This window comes from Aureimonas frigidaquae (assembly GCF_001463905.1).
In the GTDB taxonomy this organism is placed as follows: domain Bacteria; phylum Pseudomonadota; class Alphaproteobacteria; order Rhizobiales; family Rhizobiaceae; genus Aureimonas; species Aureimonas frigidaquae.
This window is the reverse complement of the sequence record NZ_BBWR01000008.1, coordinates 350,339-370,604: the sequence shown is the minus strand read 5'-3', so window position 1 is coordinate 370,604 and position 20,266 is coordinate 350,339. Positions and strand designations below refer to the sequence as shown.

At 67.5% G+C, this 20,266-nt stretch carries 16 protein-coding genes; 6 read left to right on the top strand and 10 right to left on the bottom strand.

Translation table 11 applies throughout. The features are described 5' to 3' along the window. Window positions 1–6: 6 nt before the first annotated feature. The 3 genes from AUL30_RS09975 to coxB are packed head-to-tail and all read right to left on the bottom strand — an operon-like array spanning window position 7 to window position 3,565. Window positions 7–369, bottom strand: coding sequence for a hypothetical protein (locus AUL30_RS09975; RefSeq protein WP_062227702.1), 363 nt, complete (start codon window positions 367–369; stop codon window positions 7–9). After that, window positions 366–2,900: a cytochrome c oxidase subunit I gene (ctaD, locus tag AUL30_RS09970; protein WP_062227701.1), complete on the bottom strand. Its 2,535-nt coding sequence runs from the start codon at window positions 2,898–2,900 to the stop codon at window positions 366–368. Before ctaD ends, AUL30_RS09975 begins: the two co-directional genes overlap by 4 nt. Further along, window positions 2,897–3,565, bottom strand: a complete 669-nt coding sequence (coxB, locus tag AUL30_RS09965; protein ID WP_062227700.1) for a cytochrome c oxidase subunit II — start codon at window positions 3,563–3,565, stop codon at window positions 2,897–2,899. The genes ctaD and coxB overlap by 4 nt, the downstream gene beginning before the upstream one ends. A 48-nt stretch (window positions 3,566–3,613) precedes the next feature. Here coxB and AUL30_RS09960 point away from each other — a divergent pair, with 48 nt between their 5' ends. Continuing rightward, on the top strand, window positions 3,614–4,117 hold the full coding sequence (locus AUL30_RS09960; protein ID WP_083507818.1) for a DUF2231 domain-containing protein: 504 nt from the start codon (window positions 3,614–3,616) through the stop codon (window positions 4,115–4,117). Here AUL30_RS09960 and AUL30_RS09955 read toward each other — a convergent pair. Next, a complete protein-coding gene (locus AUL30_RS09955) occupies window positions 4,078–4,599 on the bottom strand; it encodes a CopD family protein (protein ID WP_062227698.1) in 522 nt (173 codons plus the stop codon). The two genes, AUL30_RS09960 and AUL30_RS09955, sit on opposite strands and share 40 nt — an antisense overlap. Then, window positions 4,596–5,348 (bottom strand): cytochrome c oxidase assembly protein, encoded by a 753-nt coding sequence (locus tag AUL30_RS09950; protein ID WP_062227697.1) that lies wholly within the window; start codon window positions 5,346–5,348, stop codon window positions 4,596–4,598. Before AUL30_RS09950 ends, AUL30_RS09955 begins: the two co-directional genes overlap by 4 nt. A 241-nt stretch (window positions 5,349–5,589) precedes the next feature. Here AUL30_RS09950 and exbB point away from each other — a divergent pair, with 241 nt between their 5' ends. Genes exbB through AUL30_RS09935 form a run of 3 tightly spaced genes read left to right on the top strand, consistent with a single transcriptional unit; the run spans window position 5,590 to window position 8,095 of the window. Next, a complete protein-coding gene (gene exbB / locus AUL30_RS09945) occupies window positions 5,590–6,711 on the top strand; it encodes a tonB-system energizer ExbB (RefSeq protein WP_202814490.1) in 1,122 nt (373 codons plus the stop codon). Between the two features lie 5 nt (window positions 6,712–6,716). After that, window positions 6,717–7,175 (top strand): TonB system transport protein ExbD, encoded by a 459-nt coding sequence (exbD, locus tag AUL30_RS09940; RefSeq protein ID WP_062227695.1) that lies wholly within the window; start codon window positions 6,717–6,719, stop codon window positions 7,173–7,175. Beyond that, window positions 7,172–8,095: an energy transducer TonB family protein gene (locus AUL30_RS09935; RefSeq protein ID WP_062227694.1), complete on the top strand. Its 924-nt coding sequence runs from the start codon at window positions 7,172–7,174 to the stop codon at window positions 8,093–8,095. Before exbD ends, AUL30_RS09935 begins: the two co-directional genes overlap by 4 nt. A gap of 57 nt (window positions 8,096–8,152) precedes the next feature. Here AUL30_RS09935 and AUL30_RS09930 read toward each other — a convergent pair whose 3' ends face one another. The 3 genes from AUL30_RS09930 to AUL30_RS09920 form a co-directional block, all read right to left on the bottom strand. Continuing rightward, entirely contained in the window at window positions 8,153–9,091 is a 939-nt protein-coding gene (locus AUL30_RS09930; RefSeq protein ID WP_062227693.1) for a ring-cleaving dioxygenase, read from the bottom strand. A gap of 133 nt (window positions 9,092–9,224) precedes the next feature. Beyond that, window positions 9,225–9,992, bottom strand: coding sequence for an enoyl-CoA hydratase-related protein (locus AUL30_RS09925; RefSeq protein WP_062227692.1), 768 nt, complete (start codon window positions 9,990–9,992; stop codon window positions 9,225–9,227). 11 nt (window positions 9,993–10,003) lie between these two features. Next, window positions 10,004–11,110 carry an enoyl-CoA hydratase/isomerase family protein gene (locus AUL30_RS09920; RefSeq protein ID WP_062227691.1) on the bottom strand — a complete coding sequence of 369 codons (1,107 nt, stop codon included), beginning with the start codon at window positions 11,108–11,110 and terminating at the stop codon, window positions 10,004–10,006. Window positions 11,111–11,374: 264 nt separating this feature from the next. Between AUL30_RS09920 and AUL30_RS09915 the strand changes: the two genes are divergently transcribed. Continuing rightward, entirely contained in the window at window positions 11,375–12,574 is a 1,200-nt protein-coding gene (locus tag AUL30_RS09915; protein ID WP_244490779.1) for a lytic murein transglycosylase, read from the top strand. Window positions 12,575–12,615: 41 nt separating this feature from the next. Beyond that, the gene (locus tag AUL30_RS09910) at window positions 12,616–13,782 is read left to right on the top strand and encodes an SGNH/GDSL hydrolase family protein (protein ID WP_062227689.1); all 1,167 of its coding nucleotides are present in this window, start codon (window positions 12,616–12,618) and stop codon (window positions 13,780–13,782) included. A gap of 112 nt (window positions 13,783–13,894) precedes the next feature. Here AUL30_RS09910 and AUL30_RS09905 read toward each other — a convergent pair whose 3' ends face one another. Together AUL30_RS09905 and gltB are read right to left on the bottom strand one after the other, a co-directional pair. Beyond that, complete coding sequence (locus AUL30_RS09905) at window positions 13,895–15,349, bottom strand: glutamate synthase subunit beta (RefSeq protein WP_062227688.1); 1,455 nt, start codon at window positions 15,347–15,349, stop codon at window positions 13,895–13,897. 171 nt (window positions 15,350–15,520) lie between these two features. After that, window positions 15,521–20,209 carry a glutamate synthase large subunit gene (gltB, locus tag AUL30_RS09900; protein WP_062227687.1) on the bottom strand — a complete coding sequence of 1,563 codons (4,689 nt, stop codon included), beginning with the start codon at window positions 20,207–20,209 and terminating at the stop codon, window positions 15,521–15,523. Window positions 20,210–20,266: the final 57 nt, after the last annotated feature.

Below are 20,266 nucleotides of genomic sequence, written 5' to 3'. Positions count from 1 at the left end.
AGAACCCTATCGGCATGTGGACAGGAAGGTCACCATGCCGAAATTCCAGACCGTGGCGGCCAGCGCTAGCGCCGTGAGGATGGCGCCGGCCGACACGACCATCGGCACGGCGCCCTCCCCCTCCCGTGCGGCGGTCCACAGCCTGTACTGGAGCGCGAGCATGAGCGCGATGGGCAGGAGCGACAGGAGCCATGCCCCCACCAGCACCACCCGCTGCAACGACCATGGGCCGAGCGGCATGGCGTCCCAGCGGAAGGCGCAGCCCACCGACAAGAGGCTGTAGAGCCCCACGAAGATGACCGACCATGCGCCGAAGCCGGCCGTGAGCATCAAAAAGACCGTGCGCCCATCGGTATCAAGCCGCTTCATGGCAGGGGCACCTCCTGGACGAGCAGCGGAATGGCCAGGATGACGATGGCGCCGAGGATCGCGATCATCGCCGTATAGTCCTGCCACATGCGCGCCACGGTGAGCGCGGCCGCCCGCCGCGCCGATACGAAGCCGAGCCGCACCCGGCCGAGCGCGACCGCCGTCAGAAGCGCCCCGACGAAAGCCTGCATCAGTCCGTAGCAGACAAGGGCCAGCGTGGAGGCGGCATAGGCGTGCGCGAAGGGGTCCGGCAGGTGCCACAGGATCAGGAGCCCAAGCAGGCCGAGGATCGACAGATTGGCCGCAAGGGCAACGCCCAGCCACGTTTGCCGCGCCTCACGGCCGTTGCGGTTGGCCGTCGCGGCGAACCGCATGGCGAGCGCACCCGCCAGGGCGGACACCACCGCTCCGCCGAGCAATCCGTAGCCGCTTTGCAGAAGATCGGGCGGGGGCCAGGACGGCGCCACGAGCCACAGGAAGAACGCGCCGAAGCCGAGCGAGGCGAAGAGCGACAGATTGGCGATCAGGATCGCCCCCATGGCCCAGACAGGCGGCGCGCCGGGCGTTTCACCGGCCAGCGGAACCGATACGCCGCGGCCGATGGGAACCGCGCCGTAATCGACCCGGAAGCCCTGCCCCCGCAGCCAGAACAGAAGCGTCGCCACCGTCGCCAGGAAGCAGAAGGGCGTCAGCCAATACAGGCTGAAGAGGAGCGACAGAAAGACGGTCGAGGTGACGAGGGCCGTCACCAGCGGCAGATAGGTCCGGCGCGGCAGGATGATCAGCTTTTCGACCACCCCCGTCACCGCATTGACGCCGAGCGTTTCCTGCCAGCCATTGCGCGCGAAGCCGAGATAGCCCTCACCCCGCGCGAGCGCGCTGCCCAGCCCCGGTGTCAGCGGATCGCGCGAGTCCACATGGGGGATGGAGCCGAAGGCGTAGGAAGGCGGTGGCACGGGCATGGCCCATTCCAGCGTCCTGGCCTTCCAGGGGTTGCGCTTTGCGCGCCGGCCAAAGCCCACCTGCGCCACCACATCCACGATGAACAGCGCAAAGCCGATCGTCGTGATGAAACCGCCGATGGAGGACAGGAGGTTGAGCTCTGTCCAGCCCACGGCATCCGGATAGGTTTCCACCCGCCGCGGCATGCCCCGCAGTCCCGTCAGGTGCATGAGGAAGAAGGTCATGTTGAAGCCGATGAAGATCAGCCAGAAGGCCACCGCACCCAGGCCGAAGCTGGCGCTGCGACCCGTGACATGCGGCATCCAGTAGTAGATGGCCGCCAGCATGGGAAAGACGAAGCCGCCCACCAGCACATAGTGCAGATGCGCGACCACGAAATGCGTGTCATGCGCCTGCCAGTCGAAGGGCACCACGGCCACCATGACGCCGGTCAGCCCCCCGCAGACGAAGATGAAGAAGAAGCCGAAGATGTAGAGCATGGGCAGGGACATGCGCGGCCGCCCCGACAGGAGCGTGGCCAGCCATGCAAAGACCTGGACCGCCGTCGGCACCGCCACCAGGGCGCTGGCCGCCGAAAAGAAGGCCAGGGCCAGGTGCGGGATGCCGACGGCGAACATGTGGTGGACCCACAGGCCGAAGGACAGGAAGCCGACGGCGATCACCGCCACGACGATCCAGCTGTAGCCGACGATGGGCCGCCCCGCGAGCGCCGGCAGCATGGTCGAGATGGCGCCCGCGGCCGGCAGGAAGATGATGTAGACCTCCGGATGGCCGAACAGCCAGAAGAGGTGCTGCCACAAGAGGGAATCCCCGCCGCGTGTCGGGTCGAAGAAGGGAATGTCGAAGGCGCGCTCCACCTCCAGGAGGATCGAGCCGAGGATGAGCGGCGGGAACCCCACCAGCATCATGCCGGCCGTGACCAGGATGTACCAGCCGAGCAGGGGCATGCGGGCGAGCGACATGCCCGGCGCGCGCATGGTCAGGATCGATACGGTGATCTCCACCGCCGCCGCCACGGCGGAAATCTCGACGAAGGTGATGCCGAGCAGCCAGACATCGGAATTGATGCCCGGCGAATACACGCCCGATGACAGGGGCGTGTACATGAACCAGCCGGAATCCGGCGCGACGCCCGCCAGCATCGCCACGATCAGGATCGAGCCGCCGAAGACGTAGCACCAGAAACCATAGGCCGTCAGCCGTGGGAAGGCCATGTCCCGCGCGCCCAGAAGCTTGGGCAGCATGTAGATGGCAAAGCCCTCGAACATCGGGATGGCGAACAGGAACATCATCACCGTGCCGTGCATGGTGAAGATCTGGTTATAGACCGCCGGCCCGATAAAGGCGCTGCCCGGCGTGGCGAGCTGCGCGCGGATGATCATCGACAAAACGCCGCCGATGCAGAAGAAGACGAAGGCCGCGATCATGAAGCGCCGGCCGAGGATCGTATGATTGACGGAAGCGAGCCGCCCCAAGCCGCCATCGGTCTTCCAGATCTCGTGCAGGGCGCGGTGCAGGCCGATCGGGTTCGGCCGGCCCTCGGCCGGCGTGGGTATCGTCCGGCTCATCGGGCCACCTCCCCCGCAAAGGCGGCGAAGGCCGCGTCATCCAGCGCCTCGACCGCGAAGACCATCCCCGCATGGCCGATGCCGCAATATTCGGCGCAGACACCGGAGAAGGTGCCGGCCCTGTCCGCCAGGATCCGAAGCCGGTTGCGATGGCCGGGAATGGCATCGAGCTTGCCGGCCAGCCGCGGGACCCAGAAGCTGTGGATCACGTCCTGCGACACGATGTCCACATCCACGGGGCGGCCGGCGGGAATGGTCATCACGGTGACCGTCTCTCCAAGATCGGGGCGGTCGGGGTAGCTGAAGCGCCATTGCCAGCGCTCGGCCTTTGCCTCGACGCGCCAGACATCGTCGGCCGGATGCGGCAGCAGCCGCTCGCCCACCCACAGGGCAAAGCCCATCAGGACGGTCAGCACCGCCAGCGGCATGACGAGGCCGCCCCACAGGAGCCAGCGCTTGTCGGAGCGCGCCTGCCACTGCCAGTCCCGCTTCAGGAAGGCCAGCGCGAAAAGGCCGAGCACCAGGGCCATCAGCACGCTTGCGCCCGCCAGCATGCCCCACCACAGGCCGGCGACGCGGCCGGCGGCCGGCCCCGCGGGATCGAGCGTCGACAGGGGGCCGGCGCAGGCCGAAAGGATCACGGCCGTGGGAAGGAGGGTCCCCAAGCGGAGAAGGCCGCCTATCTTCCGGCAGGACCGGATAGGAGAATGCGCATGTCCGAAACCAGCGAAACCGAAAACCCCGTCATTGCCCACGTCAAAAGCTACGACGTGTCCTCCGCCATCGCCGTGGCGGGCCACCCGCTCCACGCGATGAGCGTTCATTTCCCCATTGCCCTGGTCATCGGAACGCTTGCCCTCGATCTTCTCTACTGGTTCTTCGCCGATCCGTTCTTCCTGCGGGCCGGCACCTGGGCCGCCGGCGCGGCCTTTATCAGCGGCGTCGGCGCGGGCATCATAGGCACGGGCGAGCTGATCCTCGTCAAAGGCATCCGCGTGCGGGCCGCGAGCTGGACCCACGCCGTCGCCGCCATGACGCTCCTGTCCATCGCCGGCGCCAATTGGGGCCTGCGGATCGCCCATCCGGAGGCCGTGCTGCCGCTCGGCCTGTTCCTGTCCTGCATCGCAGCGGCCGTCACGGGGCTGGCGGGCTGGTATGGCGGCAAGCTGATCTTCGATCATGGGGTCGGCATACTGGTTGGCGACGAGGACCGGTAGAAGCCGAGAAGGTCGGCAAGGCCGCCGGGCTGCATGATGTGGTCCGGCGGGGACAGTGCCGCCAGCGAGGGCTTCCACAGGACAATGACGAGGATGCCGACCACCAGGACGACGCCGACGCTCGCGGTGGTCAGCATCTTCCACAAGGGGAAGTGCTCGCCTTCCTTGAACACCTCCACCACAGCCGTTCCCATGCGGATATGCAGCTTGGCCAGAAGGCCGACGAAAAGCAGCTTGATGGCGAACCAGGCCGTGAACGTCTCCATGGCAAAGATGAGCGCGGTGCCGGTGCCGATGGCAATGAAGGCCGCCGGCGACACGAGCGAGATGAAGACGAACCGCGTCACCTTCTGGCGCTCGTAGAGCGGCTCGCCCACCAGCCCCGCCTCGCGGCGCGACAGCATGAACGGCATGGCCAGAAGGCCGGCGCACCAGATGGACAGGGCGATGATATGGCCGATCTTGAGCCACACCACCATCATGGCCGCGCGCCCTCGCCCGGGGCGTTCAGTGCGCGCGATACGATGATGAGCGCCGCCACCAGATAGGGCAGCGCACCGGGCGCCCACATGATCAGCCCCGCCAGCTGCTGGTCGCTCAGCGCGCTGAGGCCGAAGGCTTCGGGCGCCAGGAAATGCGCGGCATAGAGCGGCCGGGGCGCGAAGGTGATCAGCGCGCCGAGCAGCCCCATCTGCATCATGGCGGCGAGCATCAGGACCGCGGCCTGGAAACCGCCCTCACGCGGCTCCAGCGCCGCCGCCCAGAACAGGAAGGCACTGCCGATGAGGCTCGCCTGCATCAGCCAGTAGATGCCGTCATGGCCGAGTGCGGCAGCATAGGGCATGGGCGCGTGCCAGAACCACAGGAGCACGGCATGCAGCAGCAACCAGAAGCCGGGATGGCTAAGCCGCATCTGGCCCCGATAGGGATTGGCCAACGCAAAAAGCGGCGCCGCCACCGCCACGAGCAGCACGTGATGCGCAACCCGTGCCGAGAACAGGGCCGCGCTCGCAGCGCAGAGGGGCGAGACGAAGGCGATCAGGAGCACGGCCCAACCGATGAGAAAGAGCCGCGTGGACCCCTGCCCGCCGCTGCGCTTCTGCAGATAGGCGAAAATCGCCGGCACAAGGCCGAGCCCTGCCAGAAGAACCGGGTCGAGCGCCCAGCGTGTCCACAACTCGCCCGGAACGGGCGCTGTCCCGCAAAACGGAACGGAGATGGTCGAGTTCATCGGCAAGTCCCCTCGGCGATGCCTGTGATCCGCTGAAGGCGAAGCTAGGGCGGAATGGGTCCGTCGTCGCCCTTCGCTCAAAGAGATTTCATCAACCCGGCCCCGCAACCCTCTCGCCGGGGGAATTGCGGCGCCTATAGTTGACTTTCCAATTCATGATTTCATAAGACCGGGCAAGGATCGGCAACCGCAGGCTGCGGGGGGCGCCGTCAACGCAAAAACCCATCGAAGGATGCGGGCGATGTTCGACACTATACGTATTGGAGCCCTGGCGCTTCTTCTGGCATCCGGCATGCCGGCGCTGGCCCAGACGGGCGAAGGCGCGCCTTCCGGCGCCGGTGCGCCCACGGCGGTGCAGCCAGCGCCCGAACCGGCGCCGGCAGCTCCGCCCGCCCCGCCTGCAGCGCTCGATACGACGCAGCCGACACCCGCTCAGGCGCAGCTTCCCACGCAGACACCCGCCGAGGCTCCCGCGCAGGCCCCCGCTCAGGCCCCCGCTCAGGCCCCCGCTCAGGCCCCCGCCCAGGCGCCATCCGCCGTCGCGGCGCCCGAGGCGACCGCCCAGGCCGCAGAGCCTTCGGCTGCTGCGGTCGTCGCGCCCGGCGCGCCCGCACCGGCGCCGGTGGAGGCCGCGCAAGCCTCGAACCCGGCGCTGCCGCACGACCTGTCCCCCTGGGGCATGTTCATGGCGGCCGACTGGGTGGTGAAGGGGGTCATGATCGGCCTTGCCTTCGCCTCGCTGGTGACCTGGACCATCTGGCTCGCCAAGGCGCTGGAGCTGCGCCTTGCCACCCGCCGCGCGCGGCGTTCCGTGGCCGAGGTGGAGGCCGCGCCGTCCCTGTCCGCCCTCAAGGCCGGAGGACGCGGCGCGCTGAAGCGCGGCCCCGTCGCCGCCATCCTGACCGCCGCACAGGGTGAGCTCGAACGATCCGCCGGGCTGGCCGATGACGGCGTCAAGGAACGTTCGGCCATGGCCCTGTCGCGGATCGAGGCGCGGGCCGGCCGCAACATGGCCAAGGGTACGGGGGTGCTCGCCACCATCGGATCGACGGCCCCCTTCGTCGGCCTGTTCGGCACGGTCTGGGGCATCATGAATTCCTTCATCGGCATCAGCCAGGCCAATACGACCAACCTCGCCGTCGTCGCCCCCGGCATTGCGGAGGCGCTGCTCGCCACGGCCATCGGCCTCGTCGCGGCCATTCCGGCCGTCATCATCTACAACCAGTTCGCCCGCTCCACGGCAGCCTATCGGGCGCTCGTCGCCGACGGTTCGGCCGCCGTCCTGCAACACCTCTCGCGCGAGCTGGACCGCCGCCGGGCGACACCCATGGCCCGGCCGGGCTTCCACGCGGCGGCGGAGTAAGCGCCATGGCCGTCAACCTCAAGGAATCGTCGGATGGCGATGTCGGCGAAATGGCCGAGATCAACGTCACGCCCTTCATCGACGTGATGCTCGTCCTTCTCATCATCTTCATGGTGGCGGCGCCCTTGTCCACAGTCGACGTACCGGTGGACCTGCCCGTTTCCAACGCCCGGCCGGCCGAGCGGCCGGACGAGCCCATCTACCTGTCGGTCCAGGACGATCTGCGCCTCGTGCTCGGCGAAGAGGGACTGGAGCGCAACGAGCTGCGCCAGCGCCTGGACGCGCGCACCGGCGGCGATCGGGAGCAGCGCATCTTCCTGCGGGCCGATGGCGCGGTCGCCTATGGCGATCTGATGGAGGTCATGAATGCGCTGCGGGAGGCCGGATATCTGAAGATCGCCCTGGTCGGCCTTGAGGATACGAACGCCACTGCCGAACCGGTCGGAGCAGCACCCGCCCAATGACCCGTCCTTCGCATCACCGGGCGCTGGAAGGCCATGGCGGCTTCGGCCTGATCCGCTGGGGGGCGGCCGGCGCCGTGGTCCTGGCGCTGCACTCCTCTGCCGCCTGGTACGGCTTGTGGCGCACGCCGGAAGCCGCGCCCCAGGGTGCGCCGGAAGCGGCCGTGCTGATCGACCTGGCGCCACCCGCCGCCTCGCAGGCTGCGCCGGCCGTGGAAGCGGAGGCGGCGCCAGAGGTCCAGGAAGCGCAGCCCGAACCCCAACCGGAACCCGAGCCCGAGCCCGAACCGGAGCCTGAGCCCGAGCCGGAGCCTCAACCAGAGCCGGAGCCCGTGGTCGAACCGGAGCCTGAACCCGAGCCCATCGAGGAACCGGAGCCGGTGGAGGAGCCCGCGCCCGTCGAGGAGCCGGAGATCGTCCCGCCCGAACTGCCGCAGATGGAAGCGCAGACGGATGCCGTGCTGAACGCACCCGTTCCGACCGCAAGGCCGGCGCCACCCCGGCCGGTGGAGCGGGCGGAGCGGACGGAGCCCCGGCGCGAGACGCGCCGCGAACGGCCGCGCCGGCAGGAACAGGCACGCCGGACGGCGCCGCCACCGGCCGCCGCCTCACGCGGGGAAGAGAAGCGGCAGGTATCGCAAGGCGGCCAACGCTCGAGCGTGTCGCCCGCCCGCTGGCAATCGCAGGTGCAGGCGCGCCTCAACCGCTTCAAGCGCACGCCGCGCGGCGGCGGGCGGGGCACGGTTTCGATCGCCTTTTCCATGGATGCGTCCGGCCGGCTGACCAGCGCCCGCGTGAGCCGCTCGGGTGGCAACCCGGTTCTGGACCAGGCCGCGCTGCAGCTCGTCCAGCGGGCCAGTCCCTACCCGGCCCCGCCCAGCGGCGCGCCGGTTTCGCTGACCGTGCCGATCCGCTTCGACTGATGATGCATTGGGGCCGAGCCAGAGCATGGCACGGCCCCCTTCACGCTTTTAGAGGCCTCAAAGGGGCTTCAGGCCCTTCTCGATCTCGGCCCGGCGGCCTTCGAGGAAGGGCGGCAGGGCCAGGCCCTCGCCCAATGTCGCCAGCGGCTCGTCTGTCGCAAAGCCCGGACCATCCGTCGCAATCTCGAAGAGGATGCCGTTCGGCTCCCGGAAATAGAGACTGCGGAAGTAGAACCGGTCCACCGGCCCGCTCTGCGGCAGGCGCAGATGGGCGAGCCGCTGCGTCCAGGCGTCGTAATCGCCATCCGGGATGCGGAAGGCGACATGATGCACGCTGCCGGCGCCCGGCCGCGCCGGCGGCAGGTCCGGCGCCACCGCGACATGGAGCTCGGCGGCGGCGCCCCCCTCACCCATCGCGAAGACCAGGGTCTGCCGATCGTCGATGCCGACATAGGTCCGGTCGAGCCGCATTCCGAGGACCTCCTCGACCACACGCTGCGTGCGGGACGCATCCGGGACGGTCATGGTGATCGGCCCGAGGCCGCGGATCTGGAAGGCGGCCGGCACCGGCGAGCGGTCGAAGGGCGTTGCGGGGCCTTCCCCGCCATCGTCCAGCAGCGACAGGCGCTGACCTTCCGGATCCTCGAAATCCAGGGTCAGCCGGCCGTCCCGCAGGACGACCCCGCCATGCGAAACGCCTTCGGAGTCCAAGCGCTCCGCCCAGTAGTCGAGCGCGTCCCGCCCGGCTACCCTGAGCGCGGTGCGCGTGATGGAATGGTTGCCGCGCTGCTCGCGCTCGACCGGCCAGTCGAAGAAGGTGATGTCCGTGCCGGGATTGGCCTCTCCGTCCGCATAGAAGAGGTGGTAGGCGCTGACATCGTCCTGGTTGACCGTCTTCTTGACCAGCCGCATGCCCAGAATGCGGGTGTAGAAATCGTGATTGCCGGACGCATTGGCTGTCACTGCGGTCAGATGATGGATTCCCGTAAGCTGCATGGCACTATCCTCGCAAGAGCGGCCGAGGGGTCGAACCCCGCGGCCTGTTCTGTCATGGCCCTGATATGCGATGTCCGCTCGACCGCGCCCACCGTTCACGGCTACGACGCACTGTCAACGCGGGGCGTGCCAATCAGTCGCGCTCGAAGCGTGCGGCGCGCTTTTCCAGATAGGCGGCCATGCCTTCCTTCTGGTCCTCCAGCGCGAACATGGCCTGGAACAGCCGGCGCTCGAAAAGTAGCCCCTCCGACAGGGAGCCTTCATCGGCGCGTTGGATGCTTTCCTTCAGGATCATGGTGGACAGGCGGGAGCGCTGGGCGATGGCGGCCGCCATGGACAGCGCCTCCTCCTCCAGGCGCTCGGCCGGAAATATCCTGGCCACCAGGCCGATGCGCTCGGCCTCCTGCGCATCCATCATCCGCCCGGTCAGGCAGAGTTCCATGGCCTTGCTCTTGCCGATCAGCCGCGTCAGGCGCTGCGTGCCGCCCATACCGGGCATGACGCCGAGGCCGATTTCGGGCTGCCCGAAGCGGGCGCCGTCTCCGGCCAGGATGATGTCGCACATCATGGCCAGCTCGCAGCCGCCACCCAGCGCATAACCGTTCACGGCCGCAATGGTCGGGATGCGGATTGCGGTGAAGCGGTCCCAGGTCGCGAACCAGTCGTCGCGGATCATCTCGCGGAAGCCCGCCGGGTGCATCTCCTTGATATCGGCCCCGGCGGCAAAGGCCTTGTCCGAGCCCAGAACGACGATGCAACCGATGGCCGGGTGCTTCTCGAAACCTTCCGCGGCCTCGGCAATGTCCTGCGCGGTGGCGCGGTTCAGCGCGTTCAGCGCATCCGGCCGGTTGAGCCGGATCACCGCGACGCGGTCGCGTGTTTCGGTCCGTATGGTCTGCATGGGCGATCCTGTCAGTGTGCGGCCTTCAAGGCGGCGGGCAATTCGAGACTGGTGGAGATGGGCGAAAAATCCGGATCCGCGACGCCGGGGACGGGCTCCAGCCCGTCACGTGCCGAGGCGGCGGCGGCGGTGATGTCCGCGCTCTCCCAGGCCGGCATGCGGTCCTTGTCGATCACGGCGGCGCGCACGCCTTCGTAATAGTCGGGACTGGCAAGGCACCGGCAGGCGGCACGGAATTCATGGCATAGGCAGTCGCGCAAGCTCGTCGCCTGGCCGGCCCGGCGCAGCAGCTCCGCCGTCACGATCAGGCTGCGGGGCGAACGCCGCCGCAGCGTCTCCAGCGTGGCTTGCGCAAATGACGCACTCCGGTTGGCGAGCGCCTCCATGATGTCACCCACGCTGTCGTGCCGGAAGGCGCGGGAAATGCCGGCTTCCTCCTCGGCAAAGATGCCGGGTTCGGGCCTCGTGGCGTGCTCGGCCAGAATGCCGGCAATATCGCCGGCCGAAGCCTGCACCAGGCGTTCGCGCACGGCTTCCAGCGCAGCGGCCGGCACATGCAGATCGGCAAGCCCCGCATGGATCGTATCGGCGGCGCCGAACGTATCGCCGGTCAGCGCCATGTAGCGGCCCGTCTGCCCCTGCGACCGCGCCAGTAGCCAGGTGGAGCCGACATCGGGCACGAAGCCGATCCCGGTCTCCGGCATGGCGAAGCGCGTCCGGTCCGTGACGATGCGATGGGTGACATGGATTCCGAGCCCTGCCCCGCCGCCCATGGTGATACCGTCCATCAGGGCGATGACGGGCTTGCGCGCAGAGGCAAGGTCGTCGATCAGCGCATATTCGTCGCGCCAGAAGGCCTGCGCCTTGCCGTCGGCGGCCCGCCCGCTCGCCGCAACGAAACGGATATCGCCGCCGGCACAGAAGGCCCTGTCCCCCGCGCCCTCGATCAGCACGTGGCTGACCGTCTCGTCCTCCATGAAGCGGGCCAGCGCAAGGCGCAAGGAGACGACCATCTCCGGGTTCAAGGCGTTCAAGGCCGCAGGGCGGTTCAGGCGAAGGATGCCCGCCGGGCCTTCCATCCAGGCCATGACGGCCCGTTTGTCGTCGGTCGCACTCATCGTCAGTCTCCCGTTCCAGGGGACCGTATCGGACCCAATTGAACGGAATTTGACAACAGGGCGGGGTGCGATTCGCCCTTTTGCCGCGATTGCGCCGCAGAGCACCCACACAAACGTTACCGGACATGGTCGACATGTGCGGCAAAGCGATCTGTGGTAAAGGAAGCCTTTACGACCTCTTCCTACACTGGGGGCCATTGCTGACGATCTGATCCGACCGGAGGAAGACCCATGCACGGAATCGCACCCTCGAGACGAGGCTTCATGAAGACGGCGCTTTTGTCGATGACGCTTCTGGCCGGCTCGCGCCTGCCCGCCTATGCCGATGCGGGCTTCCAGCGCTGGATCGCCAACTTCGAAAAGACGGCCATGGCCAACGGTATCAGCCGCCAGACCTACCGGGCCGTCTTCGCCGGCGTGTCCGAGCCGGACCATGACGTCATCGAAAAGGCACGCTTCCAGCCCGAGTTCCGCGACGATGCGTGGGACTACATGGACAATCGCGTCAACGAGGAAACGGTGTCCGAAGGGCGCCGCATGGGCCAACAGTACAAGCGCTGGCTGGATGTCATCGAGCCGCGCTTCGGCGTCAGCCGCAACATCCTCCTGGCCATCTGGTCCATGGAATCGAGCTACGGCAAGGCGCTCGAGAAGCCGGGTTCGCTGAAGCACGTTCCGCAGGCTCTGGCCACGCTCGCCTATCTGGACCAGCGCCGCGCCAAGTTCGCACGCGAGCAGCTGATCGGCGCGTTGAAGATCGTACAGGCCGGCCATGTCAGCCCCAAGGGGCTCACCGGTTCCTGGGCCGGCGCCATGGGCCATACGCAGTTCATCCCGACCAGCTACCTCGCCTATGCCGTCGACATCGATGGCGACGGTCATCCGAACATCTGGACCTCGCCGCCGGACGCGCTCGCCACGGCCGCCAACCTGTTGCGCAAGAATGGCTGGCGCTCGGGCCGCACCTGGGGCTATGAGGCGATGGCCCCGCGCGGCACCAACCTCGCCGGCCTGGAGCGGGCCAACAAGTCGCTCGGCGAATGGCAGAGCCTCGGCTTTCGCCGCGCCAACGGGCAGGCCTTCCCGACGCCGTCCGACAACGCCAATCTCGTCATGCCGGCGGGGCCGAACGGGCCGATCTTCCTGATGACGCGCAACTTCTTCGTCATCAAGCGCTACAACAACGCCGATCGTTATGCGCTGGCCGTGGGGCATCTGGCCGACCGGATCGGCGGCGGTGGCGACTTCGCCCAGCCATGGCCGCGCGGCTACACGCCCCTGTCGGTGGCCGAACGCTACGAGTTGCAGCAGCGCCTGTCGCAACACGGCTTCTATGACGGAGAGATCGACGGCAAGATCGGCTCCGGCTCCCGGGCCTCGATCAGCGCCTACCAGCGCCAGCGCGGTGTCGCGGCCGATGGCAACGCATCCCGCGCGCTGCTCGATCTCTTGCGCCGGCACTGAACGTCAGAATGATGATGGCACCCCGCGACAGGACTCGGCTCTTGCTTCCGCTTCGCGGGGCCCTGATCGTCGCCGTGCTGGCGACGGGCGTTCCGGCGGCGCCGGCCTTTGCCCAGGAACAGCGGCCCCGCAACCTTCTGGAAATGCTCTTCGGGGCTCCGCGCCAGCAGGCGGAGCCGGCGCCTACGATCCGCCGGCAGAAGGCCCCGCGCAAGCAGGTGCGCCAGCGCCGCGCCAATCAGCCCGCGCGCCAGGCACGCCGGGCCGCACCGGTCGCGCCCGCTCCCGCCGCCGTCGAAAAGGCGGAGAATGCAAAGCGCATCCTCGTCATCGGCGATTTCATGGCCGCCTCGCTGGCCCGTGGCCTGACCGAAACCTTCGCAGGCAACGCCAATGCGGTGGTCATCTCCCGCGCCAACGGGTCATCGGGCCTCGTACGGGACGATTTCCACGATTGGCGCGCCGAGCTTCCGGCGCTTCTGGACAGTGAGAAGCCGGACCTCATCACCATCATGCTCGGCGGCAACGACCGCCAGGCCATCCGCGACGCAGGCAGCGGGCTCGCCCTACGCACGCAAGCCTGGACCGACAGCTACACGGCCCGCGTCACCGAGCTTGCCAACGCGCTCAAGGCATCCGGCCGTCCCTTCGTCTGGGTTGGCCAGCCATCCTACCAGTCCGACCGCATGTCCGAGGACATGGTGTTCCTGAACGGAATCTACCAGGCGGCCGTAACCTCGGCCGGGGGCGAGTTCGTGGATGTCTGGGGCGGCTTCACCGACGCCACCGGCTCCTTCATCTCGTCCGGGCCGGATGTGGAAGGGCAACAGACGCGGTTGCGCAATTCCGACGGCATCACCATGACGCCGGCCGGTGCGGACAAGCTCGCCTTCTTCGCACAGAAGCCCATTGCTCGGATCCTCGGCCTGGGCGATCCGTCCCTGAACGCGCCGGGTGCGGCCACCGGAAGCATGCCGCTGGAAGCGCCGGAGCCCGCTGTCGATCCGGCCAACGCCACCCATGTGCCGCCCGTCGCCTTCAGCGATCCCGCCTTCGATGGTGGCGACGGATTGCTGGCGGCGCCGGGCACGCCGCGCGGCCCGAGCGAGACGCCCTCCCCGCGCGAGCGACTGGTGCGTTCGGGCAGCATGCCCGCGCCGGTCGCCGGGCGCGCCGACAGCTTCGCCTGGCCGCGCGACGGCGGCTGATCCACCCTGCAAGGCCGGCGGCATTGGTGCCGCTTTCGATGGGCGGCGAGCCCGCGCCATTGGCGGGGCTCGCTCTCTGCATCGTCCGACTGTCCTGGCGTCCGTCCGCGCCTTAGCGCGGAAGTGTCGTCTGCCCGGTCAGGGCCAGGTCGATCGCCCGAGCCGCCTGGCGCCCTTCGCGGATCGCCCAGACCACGAGGGACTGGCCACGGCGCACGTCGCCCGCCGCATAGAGCTTGTCGATCGACGTCTCGTAGGACGTGTCATTGGCCTTGACGGCCACGTTGCCGCGCCGGTCTGCGGTCGTTTCCAGCCGATCGCCGAGCCCTGCCATCAGCCCTTCCGGATTGGGGCCGGCAAAGCCGATGGCGATAAAGGCCAGATCCGCTCGGATGATGAATTCGGTGCCGGGGATGGGGCGGCGCTTGTCGTCGACCTGGGCGCATTTGACGCCGGTCAGTTGACCGTCCTCGCCCACGAATTCGAGCGTGGCGATCTGGAATTCGCGCTGCGCGCCTTCAGCCTGGCTGGAGGAAACCCGCATCTTGGTTGCCCAGAAGGGCCAGGTCGCGAGCTTGTCTTCCGTCTTGGGCGGCATGGGGCGGATGTCGAGCTGCGTCACCCGGACGGCGCCCTGGCGGAAGGCCGTGCCGACACAGTCGGACGCCGTATCGCCGCCGCCCACCACCACGACATGCTTGCCGCCGGCCCAGACCTCAGGGCCGTCCCACAGGACGCTGGCGATGTTTTCGCCGCCGACGCGCCGGTTCTGCTGGACGAGATAGGGCATGGCGTCGTGAATGCCGTTAAGGCCGTTGGTCGGAATGCCGGCATCGCGCGGGCGCTCCGCGCCGCCGCTATACAGAACCGCGTCATAGGTGGCGGTCAGCTCGTCGAGGGACATGTCGCGACCGATCTCGACACCGCAGCGGAAGGTCACGCCCTCCTGGCTCATCTGCTCGACCCGCCGGTCGATCCAGTGCTTTTCCATCTTGAAGTCCGGAATGCCGTAGCGCAGCAGACCGCCCGGGCGGGACTCGCGCTCATACACGTCCACCGCATGGCCGGCACGGCCGAGCTGCTGGGCCGCCGCCAGTCCCGCGGGGCCCGAACCGATAATCGCCACGCGCTTGCCCGTCTGCGCTTCGGCCGGCTGCGGCACGATCAGGCCCAGCTTGTAGGCCTTGTCCGCCAGCGCCTGCTCCACCGTCTTGATGGCGACAGGCATGTCCTCAAGGTTCAGCGTGCAGGCTTCCTCGCACGGGGCGGGGCAGATGCGCCCGGTAAATTCCGGGAAGTTGTTGGTCGAATGCAGGTTGCGGATCGCCGCTTCCCAATCGCCCGAATAGACGAGGTCGTTCCAGTCGGGGATCTGGTTGTGGATCGGGCAGCCCGTCGGCCCATGGCAATAGGGCACGCCGCAATCCATGCAGCGCGCCGCCTGCTTGCCCACTTCCGCATCGGACATGGGAAGCGTGAATTCCCGGAAGTGTCGGATCCGGTCGGATGCCGGCTGATACTTCGGGGTCTGGCGATCGATCTCGAGAAAACCCGTAACCTTGCCCATGCGATGCTCCGTCCAATCTCGCGCCCGTGGTGCCCTCCCGGGGCCCCGCGCCATCGGGAGCCGGCGGGGGATGATCCATCATGCCCCGCGGCCCGGCAATTCCGTTTCGTTCCCTGAAGGTCCGGCCCACCTGGTCCGGCCCTGCGCTCTGGCCCTTCGGTCAGGGATCGCCTATTCGGCGGCGACCCCCATCCGCATCCGCTCCATTTCCTGGAGTGCGCGGCGATACTCGACCGGCATGACCTTCACGAAGCGGGGCCGGTAGCTTTCCCAGTTGTCCAGCATCTCCTTGGCCCGGGTGGAACCGGTATAGTGGAAATGGTTGGAAATGAGCTGGTAGAGCCGCTCGTCGTCGTGGCCCGTCATGTCGGAGGACACGTTGACCCGACCCTTGTGCTGAAGGTCACCGCCATGGTGGTGCAGCTTTTCGAGGAGATCGTCCTCTTCCGGCACCGGTTCCAGATCGACCATGGCCATGTTGCAGCGCTCGGCGAAGTCGCCGACCTCGTCATAGACATAGGCGACGCCGCCCGACATGCCGGCCGCGAAGTTGCGGCCCGTCTGGCCGAGGATCACGACCACACCGCCGGTCATGTACTCGCAGCCATGGTCGCCGACACCCTCCACCACGGCAATGGCGCCGGAGTTGCGCACCGCGAAACGCTCGCCCGCGACACCCCGGAAGTAGCACTCGCCGGAAATTGCGCCGTAGAGCACCGTATTGCCGATGATGATGGATTCCTCCGGCACGATCCGCGTTTCGGGCCGGGGCTTGATGATGATGCGCCCGCCCGAAAGGCCCTTGCCGACATAGTCGTTGCCATCGCCCACCAGCTCGAAGGTGACGCCGCGCATCAGGAACGCGCCGAAGCTCTGCCCGGCCGTGCCACTCATCAGGACGCGGATCGTGTCGTCGGGCAGGCCCTTCAACCCGTAGGCCTTGGCGACGGCGCCCGACAGCATGGCGCCGGCCGAGCGATCGACGTTGCCGATCGGCGTTTCGATCACCACCTGCTGGCGGCGCGACAGGGCCGGCTCCGCCTCGGCGATCAGCTTGCGGTCGAGCACGGTGTCGATCGGATGCTGCTGCCGGCGCGTCCACAGGAGTTCCTCACGCGGGGCCTCCGGCTTGAAGAAGACCTTGGAGAAGTCGAGCCCCTTGGCCTTCCAGTGATCGACGAGCGGCTTCTTGTCGAGGCGGTCGGACTGGCCGATCAGCTCCGAAACGCTGCGCACGCCCATGGCGGCCATGATCTCGCGCACCTCTTCCGCAACATAGAAGAAGAAGTTGATCACATGCTCGGGCAGGCCCTTGAACCGCTTGCGCAGCACCGGGTCCTGTGTGGCGACGCCCACCGGGCAGGTGTTCAGGTGGCACTTGCGCATCATGATGCAGCCCGCCGCGATCAGCGGACCGGTCGAGAAGCCGAATTCGTCCGCGCCAAGCAGCGCGCCGATGACGACGTCGCGGCCGGACCGCAGGCCACCATCCACCTGCAGCGCAATGCGCGAGCGCAGCCCGTTGAGCACCAGGGTCTGCTGCGTTTCCGCAAGGCCCATTTCCCAGGGGGAGCCGGCATGCTTGATGGAGGTCAGGGGCGAAGCGCCCGTGCCGCCATCATATCCCGACACGATGATATGGTCGGCACGCGCCTTGGCGACGCCGGCCGCCACGGTCCCGACGCCGACTTCGGACACCAGCTTGACCGAGATGTCGGCCTCCGGGTTCACGTTCTTCAGGTCGAAGATCAGCTGCGCCAGATCCTCGATCGAGTAGATATCGTGATGCGGCGGCGGCGAAATGAGGCCGACGCCCGGCGTGGAATGCCGCGTCTTGGCGATCGTCGCATCCACCTTGTGGCCCGGAAGCTGGCCGCCCTCGCCCGGCTTGGCGCCCTGCGCGACCTTGATCTGCAGCATGTCGGCATTGACCAGGTAATCGGTGGTCACGCCGAACCGGCCGGAGGCGATCTGCTTGATCGCCGACCGTTCGGGGTTGCGGCTGCCGTCGGGCAGCGGCTGGTAGCGGTCGGGCTCTTCGCCGCCCTCGCCCGTGTTGGACTTGCCGCCGATGCGGTTCATCGCCACGGCCAGCGTGGCATGCGCCTCACGAGAAATGGAGCCGAAGCTCATGGCGCCGGTGGAGAAACGCTTGACGATTTCCCGCGCCGGCTCGACCTCGTCCAGCGGGACGGGGTTCAGGCCGGCTTCTTCCGCCATGCGGATCCGGAACAGTCCGCGAATGGTGGAGTTGGCAACCGCGCTCTGGTTCACCAGGGCGGCATATTCCTTGTACTTTTCCCAGCTTTCCAGGCGAACGGCGTGCTGCAGCGTGGCGACGGCCTCCGGCGACCAGATATGGGCCTCGCCGCGCATGCGGAAGTTATACTCGCCGCCCACTTCGAGCGAGCGCGCCAGGACCGGATCGGCCGAGAAGGCAAGCGTGTGCCGCAATTGCGTCTCCGCCGCGACTTCCTCCAGCCCCACGCCCTCGATGGTCGTGGCGGTGCCGGCAAAGTAGCGCTCGACGAAATCGGACTTCAGCCCGATCGCATCGAAGATCTGCGCGCCGCAATAGGACTGGTAGGTGGAAATGCCCATCTTGGACATGACCTTCAACAGGCCCTTGCCGACCGACTTGATGAAGCGGTTGATGATTTCCTTCTGGTCGACCTCCGGCGGAAAATCGCCGCGCGCATGCATGCCGAGCAGCGTGTCGAAGGCCAGATAAGGGTTGATCGCCTCCGCGCCGTAGCCGGCAAGGCAGGCGAAGTGATGCACTTCGCGCGGCTCGCCCGATTCCACGACAAGGCCGGCCGCCGTCCGCAGCCCCTTGCGGATCAGGTGGTGATGCACCGCCGCGCAGCCGAGCAGCGCAGGGATCGGAATGCGGTCCGGGCCGACCTGGCGATCGGACAGGATGATGATGTTGTAACCGCCGACGACGGCCGCTTCCGCACGCTCGCACAGGCGCTCCAGCGCACCGGCCATGCCGCCCGCGCCCTGGTCGGACGGGTAGGTCATGTCCAGCGTCTTGGTGTCGAAGCGGTCCTCGGAATGGCCGATGTTGCGGATCTTCTCCAGATCGCCATTGGTCAGGATCGGCTGGCGCACTTCCAGCCGCTTGCGGCGCGAGGTGCCTTCCAGGTCGAAGATGTTGGGGCGCGGGCCGATGAAGGAGACGAGGCTCATCACCAGCTCCTCGCGGATCGGATCGATCGGCGGGTTGGTGACCTGCGCGAAGTTCTGCTTGAAATAGGTGTAGAGCAGCTTCGACTTTTCCGACATGGCGGAGATGGGCGTATCGGTGCCCATGGAGCCGATCGCTTCCTGGCCGGTGGTCGCCATCGGCGCCATCAGGATGCGCGTGTCTTCCTGCGTGTAGCCGAAGGCCTGCTGACGGTCGAGCAGCGACACGTCGGAGCGGGCCGCGCGCGGTGCCACGGGCTGCTGATCCTCCAGGATGAGCTGGCTGGACTTCAGCCAGTCCCGGTAGGGATTGGCGTTGGCGATCTCGCGCTTGACCTCCTCGTCCGAGACGATGCGGCCCTTCTCCAGATCGATCAGCAGCATACGGCCCGGCTGCAGGCGCCACTTCTTGACGATCCGTTCTTCGGCGACATCCAGCGTCCCGGCTTCCGACGCCAGGATGACGAAGTCGTCGTCCGTCACGACATAGCGCGCAGGCCGCAGGCCGTTGCGGTCGAGCGTGGCGCCGATCTGCCGGCCGTCGGTGAAGCAGACCGCGGCCGGCCCATCCCAAGGCTCCATCAGCGCAGCGTGGTACTCGTAGAAGGCCTTGCGCTCGGGCGACATCTGCTTGTTGCCGGCCCAGGCTTCCGGTATCAGCATCATCATGGCGTGGACGAGCGAATAGCCGCCCTGCGTCAGGAATTCGAGCGCGTTGTCGAAGCAGGCCGTATCGGACTGGCCTTCGTAGGAGATCGGCCAGAGCTTGGAGATATCGTTGCCGAACAACTCGGAATCGACCGAGGCCTGACGCGCAGCCATCCAGTTCACGTTGCCGCGCAGCGTGTTGATCTCTCCGTTATGGGCCACCATCCGGTAGGGATGCGCCAGGCGCCAGGACGGGAAGGTGTTCGTCGAAAAGCGCTGATGGACCAGCGCCAGAGCGCTTTCGAAGCGCGGATCCGTCAGGTCCTTGTAATAGGCGCCCACCTGGGCGGCCAGGAACATGCCCTTGTAGACGATGGTCCGGGACGACAGCGACACGACGTAGAAATCTGTGTCGACGGCGTTCATCTCCGCATAGACGCGGTTGGACACGACCTTGCGGATCAGGAAGAGCTTGCGCTCGAAATCCTCGTCGCTGGCGCAGGCCGCCGAGCGCTTGATGAAGACCTGACGGTGCACCGGCTCCGTGGCGACGATCTCCACGGCCTTGGACAGGGATGCGTTGTCGACGGGCACTTCGCGCCAGCCGATGACCTGCTGCCCTTCCTCGGCGGCGACCTTTTCGAAGACCTCCTTGAAATGCAGGCGGCGCTGCTCGTCCTGCGGCATGAAGACGAAGCCGACGCCATACTGCCCGGGCTCCGGCAGCGCGACACCCTGGGCCGCCATCTCCGCCTCGAAGAAGGCATGCGGGATCTGCACCAGGATTCCAGCGCCGTCGCCCACCAGCGGATCCGCCCCGACGGCACCGCGATGTGTCAGGTTCTCGAGGATCTTGAGACCCTTGGTCACCACGTCGTGCGACTTGACGTTCTTCATGTTGGCGATGAAGCCGACGCCGCAGGCATCGTGCTCGTTCGCCGGGTCGTACAATCCCATGCGCGGCGGGATACCGTGCCCGCGCGTCGTGACGGATTGGCTGGAAACGGCCGTCGAATTCTTCATGGCGTTCTCCCCCGCGTCCGGCTGCAATGCCGCACGAGACTACATGACCTGTCGTGG